Source organism: Lysinibacillus sp. 10T31 (assembly GCF_056394365.1).
Genome location: NZ_JBFTHS010000078.1, coordinates 1 through 15321, shown reverse-complemented (window position 1 = coordinate 15321; position 15321 = coordinate 1). Strand labels below are relative to the sequence as shown.

Below are 15321 nucleotides of genomic sequence, written 5' to 3'. Positions count from 1 at the left end.
ATATACATCCCCATCAATTAAGACATAGTTACGCTACACATCTATTAAACAATGGCGCACCCATTGAAGTAATTCAAAGTTTAATGGGGCATGAAAAATGTGAAACTACTCGGATTTATGCACAACTAAGTGGAAAGCATAGGAAGGAATTTTATCAGAAATATTTTTAGTTTACTTAAAACAGAGAAACACCATATTAAATGTTTCTCTGTTCAATTAATGCCCCCGTTTGTTTAAGTACATTTATTCACAAACTTAAATCTAAAAAAGCTTAGGCGTACATGAATGTAATTACCACTTATTATTATTATAATTTTTTCTATAAATGTAGTCTTCATTTTTAAATTTTAACCAATTACTAATAGAATTAATAATCACTATAAAAATCCCTAATAAAACAAACGCCACACTGTAATGACCTATGAAAAATAAAACAAACGCCGCAACCAATAGTAATATCATGATAACAATTACCGAGATGTGTAATTTCCCCTTCTTCTTATCATTCATATGTTCAACCTCCTATTAAATCGCCAATATTTTTCCGTGTCTTTTAATATGTTTAATACGGTTTATTATACCATATTACCATAATTTACAAAATTTTCTAATATGAACCTTATTCAACTGAATTGCCTCGTTATTTTAAGTGCATTTATTCACAAACTTATACTTCTTGTTTCATTTTTGAGGGTGTTAGAGATATACGAAGTTCTACAAATTGACTGTATTTTTTAGTTTAAGAACCTTTTTATACTTTATATAGCAAGCTATTCTCCAAGGAATTAAATAGCAAATAACAAGTAAGAAAATTAGCATATTGAGTGTACCTGGTTCGATAGTAGAAATATGTTGTCGAAAATAATAACGTAAAGCAATCATAATGGCGAAAGTAATTATAAAAGCAGAACTTTTCTTAGCATAAATTAAACCATCATTTCGTATTTCATAATCTGACCATAAAATAAGAGGAATAGAAAAACCCACGCCTAAAAAAATAGCTATAGATAATTGAAGGTATGTGACATGCCCAGAAGCGTTTAGAAAAAATGAAAATCCTGGTGTTAAAAATAGAAGAGGAAGAATTAATCGCACTCCTCTGCCTTTGGTTGGTTTGTACATAGAACGGATTCTACGAACTAAAATGAACAATCCAATAATTAGAAACATAGAAGTAGCTGGTATTGCAGTTTGCATAAAAACCTCCCTTAATTATGTTTTAATAAATCTATTATTGCATAAATTTCAACTAAAACCATGTTTTTCCTTATACTAAAAGCAACAATCTTTTAGAAAATAGTTTAAAAACTACATGCTCGTTCAAAATCGGATAGCATTAAAAAAGAATCATTGGAATTGGCCACGATCTACAATGCTTCAACGAATGATGAATTGAAGATTTTAAGGAGATGAAAGACTAAAAGTAGAAGCGCACTAACAGCAGCACTAAATCGGTAGTTGTTAAATAACTACCTTCCCATTTCAAAGCTCGGTCATCACCATAAGGACCTGATGTAGGATAAAAAATCCATATATCCGTAGATATTATTTTTCCTCCACTAACAAAGGGCACAGCTACATCTTCTTGTACCTGTCGTTGAAAGATGAAATATAACAGGACACAGAAGTTGAATCTATCGACGTTAAATAACTCTATTCCTTTGCATATTGAGGCCGTTAGTTGAAGAACGACTATCTTTTAAAAACAGCAGAAAATCGGCATTTGTATGATTTCCCGTTATTCCCCTTTCCTCACTGTTACACGAATTATTTATCTTAGTTGAAGTACTACCATCCTCACGTCTCAAAAAATCAGGGGAGTTCGATTCGAATCAGACAAGTAGCTTCTTCATGAAACTTTTGTTTGTGTAGAAAATGTGTAGAAACTTTTCATTTTCTATCATCTTCTAGCGCCTTCTCAAAAAAGAAAAAGTGCCTCAAACCCTCTATTCTAAAGGATTTAAGGCGCTTTTTAGTTGGTTCAAACTTGTTGTATCTGAACCTTGATACTTCCCAGGAGGGATTCGCCCCCCCCCAACAGACGGCTTAGAATTCCGTTGCTCTACCCATCTGAATTACTGCTGATACGTTTATACAAAAATACTCATCGAATGTAAATCCTATGGTCGTCCGATATCCGCTGATCCCAAGGAGTTGCCCTTCCTCTTATGAGTGGCTTATGTAGATCACCGTACTCCTTATAATGCATTACCACACCTTCTTTCTTTGTTCTTGTATTTCTCGGGAAATAATAAGATTATTCTTACATTTTATACACTGGATTTATTTTACTATTTATAGTGTCATATTTATAGTTTCTGCTGCATATATAATACTTGAAAAACATTTTAATGAAGCATTGTGGCACTTGGGATTGAGGAAGATAGACAAAAAAATAATAAACATGGAGGTAATAAAGATGGATCAAAACAAAACTAACGAATCAAAAGAATTATTAAATGCCATTAACCCTTCCAGTTTAGGAGAATTTCCCCTCTCACCAATTAGTGGTTTATATGCATGGAGCGAACAGCAAATCAGCGAGGAACTTCGCCTCGACGTAGACGGACTCTACCCACAAATGGTAGCAAGCGGAACTATTATTTCTAACCTGTCTTCTACTATTCATTGGATTGCAAAGTTAACGGCGAGTGGTCCAAATACTTGGACAGGCAATATTCGAAACAAATACCTAGACGAAATACAATCATTCCCTTATACAAATGTAAAAATACAGGTAACACTCGGTTCATTGCCTGAACAGCATACGGCCGAAGTCGTGTTTCTTATAGGAGGAGAGACAGACAGAACTAGAACCTTCCAATTTCAATCTCCTTACTTCCACCCTGTGGAATTTGAATTTGATGCAGAAGAAGGTACAACGCCAGTTACAACCTATCAAACTCACGCTCATCCAGACAAGCCTACATCTTTGCCGGATGAAACTCTATCAATCTCAGAGGTTTTTAAACGAACTGGGTTTGATGTAAAAATATCAGAAGGTAATAATATTGTTTCCAAAGACTATACAGGGACTGATAAAAAGTGGAACACTCAAGAGATGCATGATGCCATGCAAGTATATTGGTCACACTTTGATAATAAGCCCCAATGGTCCATGTGGACATTCTTTGCAAATTCGGAAGCTGAAGAAGGCCATGGTCTGGGCGGTATTATGTTTGATAGCATAGGTCCGAATCATCGTCAAGGGACAGCCATTTTTAATAATTCATTTATTTCGGATCCACCTAAAGGTGACCCTTCCCCAGATGCTTGGGTACAGCGATATCGTTTTTGGTGTGCATGCCATGAGATGGGACATGCTTTCAATCTCCTGCACTCTTGGCAAAAACACCTAGGTCATCCTTGGGAACCGTTGGAGCGCCCTCTTACCCCAGAACCAAAGGCTCTAAGCTTTATGAATTATCCTTACAAATATGATAGCAACAATCAAGAGTTCTTTAAAAACTTTGAGTATCGTTTTAGTGATCAAGAACTTTTGTTTATGCGACACGCACCTGAACGCTTCGTACAAATGGGTAATGCTGATTGGGCTGTTGATCATGGGTTTGAACAACCAATCATTTCTACACACCCTTCTTTTAATCTTGAATTAAGAGTTAACCGTAAAACACCTATATTCCAATGGTTAGAACCTACAGTTATTGAAATCAAGCTAACTAATACTTCAAATCAACCTCAGTTAATTAATAAACATATTTTGTCCGATTTAGATGAAATGTCTGTCATTGTTAAAAAAGATGGGAAACAAGGGCGTCGGTTACTACCTTATGTTCAATATTTAAGGAACCTAGAGAACAAGGTAATTAAGCCTGGAGAATCACTGTATGAAACCATTTTCGCTTCCGTAGGAAAAAATGGCTGGTTAATTGATGATCCAGGATTCTATAACATTCAAGTTGCCCTTCAAATAAACGGCAATAACATCGTATCTAACAACTTAAGGCTACGAGTTTTACCACCTACCGGGTACGATCAGGAATTCCTTGCTCAAGACTTTTTCTCTGAAGAAGTCGGCCGTATTCTTGCATTTGACGGCAGTCGTTTTTTTGAAAAAGGAAACGATATCCTTCGTGAAGTAACCGAAAAACTTAGTGACCATGCTGTTGCTCTTCACGCTCATATCGCTCTTGCTAAACCATTGGCATTCGATTATCAATTCCTTGACTTCAAAGAAGACTCAGATACAAGGGGTAAAATCAAAATAATACCTGCCCAACCAGATGAGGCACGTAAGCAGTTTACGTCTGCTTTAACTAAGCACAACCAAATTGCTGCTAAGACACTTTCTAATATTGATTATCATGAATATATGGAAACATACAGTGAATTTCTAAGTAACCAAGAAGAAAATAAGGAAGCAGCAGAGGTACAAAATGTCCTTTATCAAACGCTGTCTGAACGGAATGTTCTAGACAGTGTATTACAAAAAATCAAAAATCGCCGTGAAAACTATGAACAAAAGGAAAATGAACATTTTACAAATATATAAAATTTCTACCTAAATAAGCAGCTTTCAATCTAAATACAAATAGAAAACCGTCATTTCGAAAAAAGATTGATCGAAATGACGGTTTTTTGCTTGATTTTAAAGTTGGATTATTTCTTATTGAACTAAAATTAGTTTCTTTCTATTTATGTTCATCCCAAAAATCCTTACTAAAACTCGTATTTGCTTGATATTTCCCTACTGGTTTGGCAATATCTGACCCCCGTAAAATTGTTCCTTTTCCAAACTTTTGCTCGATTTGATCAACAAGTTTAATGATTGGTTCATCTTTTACATGCTCTTCAAAGTTAAATAACGTTAGCTGCTGTGTCGTTTCTTTAATATCACTGACATTCGATACGGTAACCCCCAGTAATCGTACAGGTTCCTCATCCCAATGCTTATTAAATAGATACCAGGCATGCTCAACTATATCCTCTTTTGAATGAATCGCGTTATTGATGGACTTACTCCGTGTACATGTTTCCCAATCAGCTGAACGGATCATGATACTTACAGTTACTCCAGCAAGTTTCTTGGCCTTTAATCTGTCTCCTACTTTTTCAGAAAGTGTTGCTATTACTTTATATAGTTCATCTCTATCTGTCGTATCATGAGAAAGCGTTGTTGAATTCCCTACACTTTTAGTATCGTATATTGCTTCTGGATCAACAGGTCTGTCATCTTCACCATTTGCCTTTTGCTTCATACGTTGACCATTAATGCCAAAGTTTTGCTTTAATACATATTCATCAGCTACAGCTAGTTCTCCAATTGTTCGGATACCTAAATTCCCCAATTTCTCCGCTGTACTTTTGCCAACCCCATGCATCTCAATTACATTCATCGGCCACAATATTGTTGGAACATCACGCTTTCGGAGTACTGTAATACCCATTGGCTTTTTCATATCACTTGCCATTTTCGCCAAAAATTTATTCGGTGCAATGCCGATTGAACAAGGGAGTTGAAGTTCGTTCCAGATTCTATCTTGCATATTTTGTACGTGTTGCAGTACATTTTGGCCTTCTACTATAGGAAGTTGCAAATATCCTTCATCGATTGAAACTGGTTGGAGAATTTCACTATACTCTTTTAACAAATTAAAAAATGACTTGGACGCTGCTCTATACCGTTCGAAATTAGGAGGAAGTACAATTAGCTCTGGGCACTTTCGCCGCGCCTCTCCGACATTCATAGTTGTATAAACACCGCTTGCTCTTGCTTCGTAGCTACACGTAATAATAATACCTCTACGCTCTTTAGGGTTACCTGCGATGGCTACTGGTTTCCCTTTTAATGAGGCATCATAAATTTGTTCAACAGAGGCATAAAAGCAATTAAGGTCAATATGTAAAATGATTCTTCCCTTATTCATATTCTATCCCCTCATTTACTTTGGCTTACCCTTTAGACTAGGTCATGCGCCTGCTCATTGACGCATAAAAACTTTCATTTCTACGTCCTTTATGCGCTATTGTATCGCCACTTTTCTTTACATACCTTTATTATAAGCCTTTCTTCTTTTAATCAACAAATGTATAATCACCATCACTTTCAAGTAAATCCTTCAAAATGATGAGTGCTTGTTCAAGCTGATTTTCAGGTGCAGTGATGGCCAAACGAACTGCATTAACTAGCTTCGCATTTCCTACGGCAAAACGTTCAGCTGCATACACTTGCACACCAGCTTTTGCTGCTAGCAATTCAAACTGAACACTGGTGAATTTTTCAGGAAGTATAAGCCATCTGAAAATGCATTCTTCATCTCCTAAAATGTTATAGTCCCCCAAATATTGATTAACAAGGGCGTTTTGTTGCTTTGCATACAACCGGTGCTTCTCTAAAATTGTTTGTGCAACGCCATCATGAATCATCCTTGCTGTAAGCTCCACCATCATTAGAGAGACTGAAATATTTATATTATACAGTGTTTCCATTATTTTTTTTCGTAGAGCTGGCGGTGTCACTATATAAGATAGTCGCAAGCCAGGTGAAATGGTTTTTGATACACTGGCAATATAAATGACCTTTTCAGGAGCATAGGACGCTATTGGTGCAAGTGGCTTCTCCTTAAGAAAACTATAAATCGCATCCTCAATAACGATTAAACCTTTCTGCCTCGCAACCTCCGCAATCATTTTTCTTGTTTCCATCGACATTGTATGGGTAGTTGGATTATGAAAATCAGGAATAACATAAAGACCTTTTATATGCTCATTTTTACAAGCGTATAATAACCCTTCTCTTGTCATTTCACCGTTTCGTTGTTGGATTGCTACTAGTTGGATACCTAGCATAGTTGCTGCTGTTTTAATACCTGCATAGGTAATGGGATCTGTACCAATTCGATCACCTGGTTGAAACAATGCAGCTAACGTTCCAACAATGGCATTTTGTCCCCCCGCTCCAAGCAATACAGGTTGATCCGTTTGAAAGTTGACCTTTTCCAAAAGCTTCATTGCTGCCTCGGTTTGCCACGCATTTCCTTCAGGTCGTCCATATTGAAATAATTTGCTAAAATTAGGGTCATTCATCATCTTTTTCATATAACGTGTAATATCTTCATTAGCATGATTTTCTGGGATTACAGAACCCATTTCGATCATCTGAGAAGAATTACTTGTCGGTAATAACATTTTATTTGTCGCTGCATCAGATGAAACGAATGTACCATTACCGATAGAAGCATAAATAAGTCCCTTTTGGCCACAAAGTTTAAAAGCTCTTGTGACCGTGCTTAAATTAACATCTAAAAAATCAGCTAACTCACGCTGAGGAGGTAGCTTGGTGCCTGGCGATAACTTTCCATCTTTGATATCTTGTTCCAGCTGTTCAGCTATTGCTATATATAATGGAGCCGGACTTTTACTAATGTCCGGCTTCCAACTCATTGGATATTCTTCAAACGAATTAACTGGCATATTCTAAGCTAAGCTCCTTCTCTCTAATTTTTTGCATACAATATTTAATTGTCTTGCATACAATGATAATATTGTATGCATATGATGGCAATGATATAATTTTTAAAAAATCAGAAAAAAGGAATGAAAAATTATGCAATTTTCAGAAAAGATATTAAATACCCCGTCCTCATTCATCCGAAATATATTGAAAGTAACTGATTCAGAGGATGTCATTTCTTTCGCAGGTGGACTTCCGAACCCAATTTCTTTCCCAATCGAAGCGTTAAAGGCATCTGCGAATCACTCCATTACAGAAAATGGTAGTCGTCTATTCCAATACTCTTCTACACAAGGATATGCGCCTTTACGTGAGTACATTGCTGCAAAATACCAACGTGCGCATGGACTAGATATACATGCTGATGATGTATTTATTACAACAGGATCACAGCAAGCTCTTGAATTAATAGGGAAAGTACTTATTAATAAGGGTGATGGTATTGTTATCGAGGAGCCTGGTTACTTAGGTGCTATTCAAGCCTTCACATTAAGTGAGCCAACGTTCTATGGTGTAACACTCGAAAACGATGGACTAAACTTAGAAGAGTTAGAGAATGCACTACAACAACCAAATGTAAAATTCGTTTATACAGTTCCAAATTTCCAAAACCCAACAGGTCTTACGTATTCTAAAGAAAAACGTCAGCAAATTTGCGAAATCATGGCAAAATATGATGTAGCGTTAATCGAGGATGATCCTTATGGAGAATTGCGCTTCCAAGGTGAGCCATTACCATACATCGGTGCTGGTAAATTAGAAAATAGTATTTTACTAGGTTCTTTCTCTAAAACTGTTACACCAGGAATGCGTCTTGGCTTTATCATTACAAAGAATAAAGAATTAATGCAACATATCGAAACAGCGAAGCAAGCAACTGACTTACACACAAATATTTTCTCTCAATATGTCATTTATGATTATCTAGCAAACAATGACTATATGGAGCACGTTCAGAAAATTATAGCGTTATATAAAAATCAAGCAGATGCCATGCTAAATGCAATTGAGGAGTTTTTCCCAGCACATGTGGACTACACACGACCAGAAGGTGGAATGTTCATTTGGGCAACAATGAACAACGGAGCTTCGGCAATAGATGTCTTCCAAAAAGCGATGGACCAAAAAGTAGCCTTCGTACCAGGTGACCCATTCTACACATCTAAAACTGGTGTTAATACAATGCGCCTAAATTATACGAATGCAACACCTGAAGTCATCCGCGAGGGTATTAAACGCTTAGGTAGCATTTTATAAAGTGAAACTTTAATCAGTGGAGGGGTTTTTCCCCACTTTTTATTAGTCTTCACCACTCAGACTTTTAAGGGCAGTTAATCTCCCTCTGAATAACTTTGCTAAGTTTCGAGGTGGAGTCTTGTACCTAACGCATTGCTTTCGGTACAGCTACTTACTGCCCGTAAATGCGGGATAAAGAGAACAGAAAACCGTATGAGCACATTTCATGCCATACGGTTTTTCCGTTTACAAATTTAGTTTGGATAATAGATAGTCATACTTAATCGTGTTAACGTTTCGCCAGGATTCATGTAGATGTGTGAACGATCTGCTTTAAATCTAATGGAGTCACCACTCTTTAATTTGAATTCATCTTCATTAACACAAATCACTAGTTCACCATCAAAAACAGTGATAAACTCCTCGGTTCCATCTTTATGAGCTTCCGCGCTTAATTTCCCTTCCCTTTCAATCTCCACTGTGTATATTTCAAAGCGGCTATCCTCTTGAAAAGGAAAATTTGGGTATACCCTATACCTTCCATGATCCTCAGAAAGTATTTGAATATCTTCTCTACATATAACCTCGGTATCAGGCTGTGGATTATTAATTAGAGTAGTAAAAGATACCTTTAGCCCATTCGCTATTTTCCAAATAGTAGTAAGAGTTGGACTGGACTCTCCCCTTTCAATTTGTCCTATCATCGTTTTACTTACTCCGCACAATTGAGAAACTTTCTCCAAACTTAATTTTTCTTTCTCTCGAATCATTTTTAAATTTCTTGCAAAAATAAGATGAATTTCTTCCATAAAATATCCCCTCTTTGAAATGTACAATATAACGCCCATTATGTATAATAAAAAGACGGACGTTATGCTGTCTATTTCAGACATTATAACAAACAATTTCAAAGGGGGTCCACTAATGCCTTTATTTTCTTTTTTAGTGTTTGTAATAATTACCAGCTTTACCCCAGGTCCTAACAATATCATGGCAATGGCATTTGCAAACGAACATGGATTAGCGAGAACATTTCAATTTTGTTTAGGGGTTGGGGTTGGCTTTTTAACGATTACGGGCTTGAGTAGTTTATTTAATAGGGTCCTTACAAATATTATGCCAATAGTCGAATTTCCTTTGACCATTTTTGGTGTAGGCTATATGTTATATTTAGCTATAAAAATACTAACGAGCAAAGAGAATGATGCTGAGAAAGAAGAGGAAAACAAACGAAATTTATTTTTAGTAGGCGTCTTATTACAATTCGTAAATCCTAAAGGTATTTTGTTTGGCATTACAGTAGTAGCAACCTATATTCTCCCCTATTATTCTTCCTATGTCAGCTACTTGCTTTTTTCTTTATTTTTAGGAACCGTCGGTATAATGAGTACATTCAGTTGGGCCCTTTTTGGTTCAGCTTTTCAAAAAATTTTACTACAATATCGTCAATCGTTTAATATCGTGATGGCTCTTTTATTAGTATACAGTGCAATTTCAATTCTCGTTCATTAATAGGATACTTAGCAAAACATAAAAAGCACCCCTCTACATACGCTATAGCGTCGAAAAGGGGTGCTTCGTTCAAATCTGAAATTATTTTGTATATGTTAAAACTGCATGTTTCTTGAATTTAACTAAAGCTTGTGTTGCCTCATCCTTGTTTGTATACTCAAAAATTCGAACGTCCTTTTTATCAAATACTGTAATAACCCACATAATAAAATCTCCCTTCCAATTTGTTTTTGTAATATAACAACCACCAAAAAATGTGATACTTTTTATAAACTGTTTTATAACAACTTCTTGCTTGATTCTTATTTTACGCTATTTTTTTAAAAAATAAAGTGCTATGTGAAGCCCTTCATAAACTGTTCATTTTCAAAACGCTTTCATTGAACAATTTGTGAAAACCCGATTTTTCAAGACATAAAAACAATTCTTTTCGTTTTAGCATTCGTCACTTTTTATCTCTTAGATGCCAATCATGGGTTTTCGACGGAACTGAGCAGTTGGTCATGCTACCTGAGCAGTTTTCTTGGTAACCCGAGCACTTTTCTTACTTACCTGAACGTTTCCTCGTTGAACCCGATCACTTTTCTTGCCTACCTGAGCGTTTGCCCGACGAACCCGAGCACTTTTCTTGCCTACCTGAGCGTTTCCCCCGACGAACCCGAGCACTTTAGCTCCCTACCTGAGCGTTTCCCCGTTGAACCCGAGCACTTTACCTACCTGACGTTTCTACGATTTTACCCGTCCAACAGAAAAAGCCGTATGTTCGCCTTTTCCACGACGCACATACGGCTTTCCAATTCCGATGATAATTAAGTAGTAGTAGTAGATTTTATTTCATAAAGATAAACTTGGGGTTACTTTATCCCCACTGATTATTAGTCTTCACCAATCGGGCATTAACGGGCAGTTCATTACCGCCCGTTAATGCGGGATAAGTTTTTATTTAGCAGAAAGCTGCTTCTTGCTTCTCTGATAATTCAATTTCAAAGCCTAAATCCTCAAGCATACGATAATCACTGTTTGCTTCTTGTCCTTCAGTTGTTAAATAATCCCCAACAAAGATACTGTTTGCTGCATATAAGCCTAGTGGCTGAAGTGACCCAAGATTGACTTCACGACCACCAGAAATACGAATTTCCTTTGTTGGATTAATAAAACGGAACAACGCTAAAACCTTTAAACAATAGCGTGGATTTAATTCCTTAGTTCCTTCTAGTTTCGTGCCATCAATCGCATTTAAGAAATTAACCGGAATGGAATCTGCATCTAATTGATGAAGTGCACGCGCAATATTCACAACATCCTCTTTTGTTTCCTTCATACCAATAATGGCACCTGAGCAGGGTGATATTCCATGTTTTTTCGCAATTTCAACCGTATTAACACGATCTTCATACGTATGGGACGTAGTAATATAGGAGTGATGTCGTTCAGATGTATTTAAGTTATGATTGTAACGATCCACCCCTGCCTCTTTTAATTGCTGTGCCTGTTCTTCTTTTAATAAGCCAAGACAGGCGCATACTTTTAAGCCATACTTCTCTTTAATTTCTGTAACAGCTTCACTTACAACATTGACATCCTTTCGTGTTGGCCCACGACCACTTGCCACGATGCAATAAGTGCCAATTTTATTGTCAAATGCTCTTTTTGCCCCTGCTAAAATTTCCTCTTTCGTAATGAATGGATACTTTTCAATCGGTGCTGTTGATTTAGATGACTGTGAACAATAACCACAATCCTCTGGACAATAACCGCTCTTAGCATTCATAATCATATTTAATTTTACTTTTTTCCCATAATAGTGCTTACGAATAGCAAAAGCACCATCCATCACCTTTAATAGCTCATCATCATCACTATTTAAAATGGCAAGAGCCTCTTCATTGCTAATGATTTTCCCTGCAATAACTTCCTCTGCTAACTGTAACCAATTCATTTAAACATTCTCCCTCTCTACTTGTATAATTTTTAAAGTCCTTGCTGAATTAAATACTTTGTAAAGTCGCTCTGCCAAAAATGCAGAAGCTATCGCTAAGCAAAAATCTGCAACAATACTGTTTAAAAAGCCAACTACGAAAATATGTGACCAGCTCGTTTTCATATGTAACCAGAAATTCAAAGACACATATAAATACGGAACTGCTATTGCATAAATAATAAAAAGCCCGACAATATTTGCACCGATAAAATGTTTTTTCGTTGGCGTATCCACTCTTTCAATCATGAAACCAATTGTAAAAGCGGCCAGCGCAAAGCCGATAAGGAAGCCAAATGTTGGTTGCAATACATAGGTGATGCCCCCACCTTGTGTAAAAACTGGCAAACCAACTAAACCAACGCCTATGTAGACGAGCTGACTTTGCAATCCATTGCGACTGCCGAGCAAACAGCCTGCTAAAAATACAAAAACAATTTGTAAGGTAAATGGCACTAGTGGTAGCGGTATTTTAATAAATGCACCGATTGCGGTTAAAGCTGCAAACATCGCAATCATCACAAGTGACAGTGTTGATTGTCTTTTGAACAACTTACTCCCTCCCACTCCTCAAAAAATTGCATGATCGTCTCTTGTGTTGTATCAATCATAAAACTCATTTCATCATCAGATATGACGTATGGAGGCATGAAATATAATATATTGCCGAGAGGGCGTATTAGTAAGCCTTTTGCTAATGCACGTTTATATATTTGATAACCGATTCGTTCCTCACTCGGTAGTGACTCCTTTGTTTCACGATTAGCGACTAATTCAATTGCGCCAACAAGACCTACCTGTCGATATTCACAAACAAACGGCAACTCTTCAAATGCTTTCATAGCTAACTTTCGCATACGTTCACCCTTGTTTTGTATCATGTCGAGCACACGTTCCTCTTCAAACATTGTCAAAACTTCTAGGGCTACGCGACAAGCAAGTGTATTACCGGAATAGCTATGGGAGTGTAAAAACGCTTTCATTGTACCGTAATCATCATAAAAAGCATTGTATACATCATCAGTCGTTAAAACTGCGGATAGTGGCAAATAACCACCCGTTAAACCTTTTGATAAGCACATAAAATCCGGAGCAATATCCGCTTGCTCACAGGCAAATAATGTACCTGTGCGTCCAAACCCAACTGCTATCTCATCTGCAATAAAATGAACATCGTATTTTGTACATAGCTCTCGTAATCGCTTCAAATATAGTGGAGGATACATTTTCATACCTGCAGCTGCTTGAATAAGTGGTTCAATAATAATAGCTGTAATTTCTTCATGGTGCTGACTAAGCTCCTCTTCAACAAACTGTATACATTGGGCTTGACAGCTTCCAGGATTCTCTTGAAAAGGACATCGGAAGCAATCCGGTCCTTGTGCACGTACTGTATCAAGTAAAAGTGGCTGATACACTTCGTTATACAGCCCAACTCCACCAACAGATAAGGCACCAAGTGTTTCACCGTGATAAGCATCTGTTAAAGCTAAAAAACGCTTTTTCGTCGTTTTTCCTGTCTGCATATGATATTGAAAACTCATTTTTAATGCGACTTCAATTGCAGACGAGCCGTTATCTGCAAAAAATACTTTATTTAAACCATCTGGCGTTAAGGCGACTAATTTTTCAGCCACCTTAATGGCAGGTTCATGTGAAAAATTCGCAAAGATCGTATGCTCTAACGTAAACGCTTGATCGCTTAATGCTTGACTTATACGCGGATTCGCATGTCCAAATAAATTGACCCACCAAGAAGATACGGCGTCTAAATAGCGATTATTATTTTCATCGTAAAGCCATACACCTTGTCCTTTTTTAATAACAATTGGCGGAAATTGCTCATAGTCTTTCATTTGTGAGCATGGATGCCAAACATGCTGTAAATCTCTCGTCTGCAATTCAGTTAATGCTTGTTTCATATTTGACCAACCTTTCAAACAAAGATGTGCGTGAAATAGAGTAGTCAACAATCTGTGAAACATCCCCAAGCTTCGGGATCGTCGCATATGGCAAATCATGATGTTGTAGAATCGTTTTCACATTATCTTGTTCCATCTGACTACCTGTATCTCCATTAAATACAATGCCTAGAACCTCAACATTACGAGCATGTAACGCCTCAAGTGTAAGCAATGTATGGTTAATCGTTCCTAGTGTTGTTCGTGTGACAAGTACGACTGGAAGCTCACTTTGAACGATTACATCAAGAAGCATATTTTCTCCATATGTATCTAACGGGACAAACAGCCCCCCTGCCCCTTCACAAATCACGACATCGTATTCTTGCTGTAACAACTGCATTTGCCGTAATAAATACTCCACATTTATTTGCTGTCCCTCCAGGTGAGCAGCGAAATGTGGTGATGCGGCTTCCTTAAACGAATAGCCATTTAAATTTTTTTGCTCTAGTCTTTGTAATGAATACTTTTCATACATTGCTGTATCGTAGTAATAGCAATGCCCATTGTCATTAATCTCGCCAGTTTGCACGGGCTTATAAGGCGTGACCTGTAGATCATTCTTTTGTAATTGACGCATCAGTAATGTAGTGATAACCGTTTTACCGACATCTGTATCCGTCCCAACAACCCAAAAATGTTGCATCGTTAACCTCCCCCTCTTTTTAAGTTAACTGTTTACAGCTTTTAAGTTAACACATTTAATTTTATTTTGTAAATGCTATTTCCATATTTCTTCAAAAACGGCCCTTTTCTTTGCGAAAAATAGAGAATATTGCAATAACTCAAGAATTTTTTCATCAATAAAAAAACTAGATTCTTACCATGTGGCCAAATCTAGTGCTGGTTAATGTATATTTTCACAGATATGTTAATAATCATCTTTGTCCATTTTTATTAATTAGAAGGCTATTCTAACGTAGAGCCCTATGAAACTTTAGTGCAGAATAGAGGTAACTATGACAAAAAAATATATAGAAAAATATAGTAATTTATGTTTATTATAAATGTCAACACCAATATGTACATTTTTGCTCGTTTAAGGATGTACAAAATTACTCGTTTTCCGAGGTTAAATGATGCTTTAATCGGTATGAATCACCGACGATTGTGACAACGCTTGCGTGATGTAAAATACGATCTAAAATCGATCTAAAATC

Annotated in this window: 15 protein-coding genes; 4 read left to right on the top strand and 11 right to left on the bottom strand. The window is 36.8% G+C overall.

Features of this window, described 5'->3' with window-relative positions; translation table 11 throughout:
- Window positions 1-170 (top strand): tyrosine-type recombinase/integrase (locus AC1DCY_RS25320; protein ID WP_477354930.1); only part of this gene is annotated, 170 nt, incomplete at its 5' end.
- Window positions 171-291: 121 nt separating this feature from the next.
- On the opposite strand, the gene AC1DCY_RS25315 is transcribed toward AC1DCY_RS25320, so the two are convergent.
- Both AC1DCY_RS25315 and AC1DCY_RS25310 read right to left on the bottom strand, forming a co-directional pair.
- Window positions 292-510: a hypothetical protein gene (locus tag AC1DCY_RS25315; RefSeq protein ID WP_477354924.1), complete on the bottom strand. Its 219-nt coding sequence runs from the start codon at window positions 508-510 to the stop codon at window positions 292-294.
- 204 nt (window positions 511-714) lie between these two features.
- The gene (locus tag AC1DCY_RS25310; RefSeq protein WP_477354922.1) at window positions 715-1197 is read right to left on the bottom strand and encodes a CcdC family protein; all 483 of its coding nucleotides are present in this window, start codon (window positions 1195-1197) and stop codon (window positions 715-717) included.
- A 1222-nt stretch (window positions 1198-2419) separates the two neighbouring features.
- On the opposite strand from AC1DCY_RS25310, the gene AC1DCY_RS25305 reads away from it, so the two are divergent.
- The gene (locus AC1DCY_RS25305) at window positions 2420-4513 is read left to right on the top strand and encodes a hypothetical protein (RefSeq protein ID WP_477354919.1); all 2094 of its coding nucleotides are present in this window, start codon (window positions 2420-2422) and stop codon (window positions 4511-4513) included.
- Between the two features lie 139 nt (window positions 4514-4652).
- Here AC1DCY_RS25305 and AC1DCY_RS25300 read toward each other — a convergent pair whose 3' ends face one another.
- Both AC1DCY_RS25300 and AC1DCY_RS25295 read right to left on the bottom strand, forming a co-directional pair.
- Window positions 4653-5888, bottom strand: coding sequence for a DNA polymerase IV (locus tag AC1DCY_RS25300; RefSeq protein ID WP_477354916.1), 1236 nt, complete (start codon window positions 5886-5888; stop codon window positions 4653-4655).
- A gap of 148 nt (window positions 5889-6036) precedes the next feature.
- On the bottom strand, window positions 6037-7434 hold the full coding sequence (locus AC1DCY_RS25295) for an aminotransferase-like domain-containing protein (protein WP_477354913.1): 1398 nt from the start codon (window positions 7432-7434) through the stop codon (window positions 6037-6039).
- A 133-nt stretch (window positions 7435-7567) separates the two neighbouring features.
- Between AC1DCY_RS25295 and AC1DCY_RS25290 the strand changes: the two genes are divergently transcribed.
- Window positions 7568-8731: an aminotransferase-like domain-containing protein gene (locus tag AC1DCY_RS25290; protein ID WP_477354910.1), complete on the top strand. Its 1164-nt coding sequence runs from the start codon at window positions 7568-7570 to the stop codon at window positions 8729-8731.
- 233 nt (window positions 8732-8964) lie between these two features.
- On the opposite strand, the gene AC1DCY_RS25285 is transcribed toward AC1DCY_RS25290, so the two are convergent.
- Window positions 8965-9519, bottom strand: a complete 555-nt coding sequence (locus AC1DCY_RS25285) for a helix-turn-helix domain-containing protein (RefSeq protein WP_477354907.1) — start codon at window positions 9517-9519, stop codon at window positions 8965-8967.
- A gap of 115 nt (window positions 9520-9634) precedes the next feature.
- Between AC1DCY_RS25285 and AC1DCY_RS25280 the strand changes: the two genes are divergently transcribed.
- On the top strand, window positions 9635-10222 hold the full coding sequence (locus AC1DCY_RS25280) for a LysE family transporter (protein WP_477354904.1): 588 nt from the start codon (window positions 9635-9637) through the stop codon (window positions 10220-10222).
- Between the two features lie 81 nt (window positions 10223-10303).
- Here the strand turns inward: AC1DCY_RS25280 and AC1DCY_RS25275 are convergent, their stop codons facing one another.
- The 6 genes from AC1DCY_RS25275 to AC1DCY_RS25250 form a co-directional block, all read right to left on the bottom strand.
- Entirely contained in the window at window positions 10304-10426 is a 123-nt protein-coding gene (locus AC1DCY_RS25275; RefSeq protein ID WP_477354901.1) for a hypothetical protein, read from the bottom strand.
- A gap of 739 nt (window positions 10427-11165) precedes the next feature.
- Window positions 11166-12161: a biotin synthase BioB gene (gene bioB / locus AC1DCY_RS25270; protein ID WP_477354898.1), complete on the bottom strand. Its 996-nt coding sequence runs from the start codon at window positions 12159-12161 to the stop codon at window positions 11166-11168.
- Complete coding sequence (locus AC1DCY_RS25265; RefSeq protein WP_477354895.1) at window positions 12162-12752, bottom strand: biotin transporter BioY; 591 nt, start codon at window positions 12750-12752, stop codon at window positions 12162-12164.
- Entirely contained in the window at window positions 12719-14122 is a 1404-nt protein-coding gene (bioA, locus tag AC1DCY_RS25260; RefSeq protein WP_477354892.1) for an adenosylmethionine--8-amino-7-oxononanoate transaminase, read from the bottom strand. Before bioA ends, AC1DCY_RS25265 begins: the two co-directional genes overlap by 34 nt.
- Window positions 14103-14807, bottom strand: a complete 705-nt coding sequence (gene bioD / locus AC1DCY_RS25255) for a dethiobiotin synthase (protein ID WP_477354889.1) — start codon at window positions 14805-14807, stop codon at window positions 14103-14105. The genes bioA and bioD overlap by 20 nt, the downstream gene beginning before the upstream one ends.
- Before the next feature lie 409 nt (window positions 14808-15216).
- Window positions 15217-15321, bottom strand: a 105-nt coding sequence (locus AC1DCY_RS25250) for an ATP-binding protein (protein ID WP_477354927.1), incomplete at its 5' end; no start/stop codon positions are given.

Excerpts from the sequence above, each read along its gene's own strand:
- AC1DCY_RS25285 (WP_477354907.1), bottom strand. The coding sequence starts at position 9,519 with ATGGAAGAAATTCATCTTATTTTTGCAAGAAATTTAAAAATGATTCGA.
- AC1DCY_RS25295 (WP_477354913.1), bottom strand. The coding sequence starts at position 7,434 with ATGCCAGTTAATTCGTTTGAAGAATATCCAATGAGTTGGAAGCCGGAC.
- AC1DCY_RS25290 (WP_477354910.1), top strand. The coding sequence starts at position 7,568 with ATGCAATTTTCAGAAAAGATATTAAATACCCCGTCCTCATTCATCCGA.
- bioD (WP_477354889.1), bottom strand. The coding sequence starts at position 14,807 with ATGCAACATTTTTGGGTTGTTGGGACGGATACAGATGTCGGTAAAACG.
- AC1DCY_RS25310 (WP_477354922.1), bottom strand. The coding sequence starts at position 1,197 with ATGCAAACTGCAATACCAGCTACTTCTATGTTTCTAATTATTGGATTG.
- AC1DCY_RS25275 (WP_477354901.1), bottom strand. The coding sequence starts at position 10,426 with ATGTGGGTTATTACAGTATTTGATAAAAAGGACGTTCGAATTTTTGAG.
- AC1DCY_RS25315 (WP_477354924.1), bottom strand. The coding sequence starts at position 510 with ATGAATGATAAGAAGAAGGGGAAATTACACATCTCGGTAATTGTTATC.
- bioA (WP_477354892.1), bottom strand. The coding sequence starts at position 14,122 with ATGAAACAAGCATTAACTGAATTGCAGACGAGAGATTTACAGCATGTT.
- AC1DCY_RS25280 (WP_477354904.1), top strand. The coding sequence starts at position 9,635 with ATGCCTTTATTTTCTTTTTTAGTGTTTGTAATAATTACCAGCTTTACC.
- bioB (WP_477354898.1), bottom strand. The coding sequence starts at position 12,161 with ATGAATTGGTTACAGTTAGCAGAGGAAGTTATTGCAGGGAAAATCATT.
- AC1DCY_RS25300 (WP_477354916.1), bottom strand. The coding sequence starts at position 5,888 with ATGAATAAGGGAAGAATCATTTTACATATTGACCTTAATTGCTTTTAT.
- AC1DCY_RS25305 (WP_477354919.1), top strand. The coding sequence starts at position 2,420 with ATGGATCAAAACAAAACTAACGAATCAAAAGAATTATTAAATGCCATT.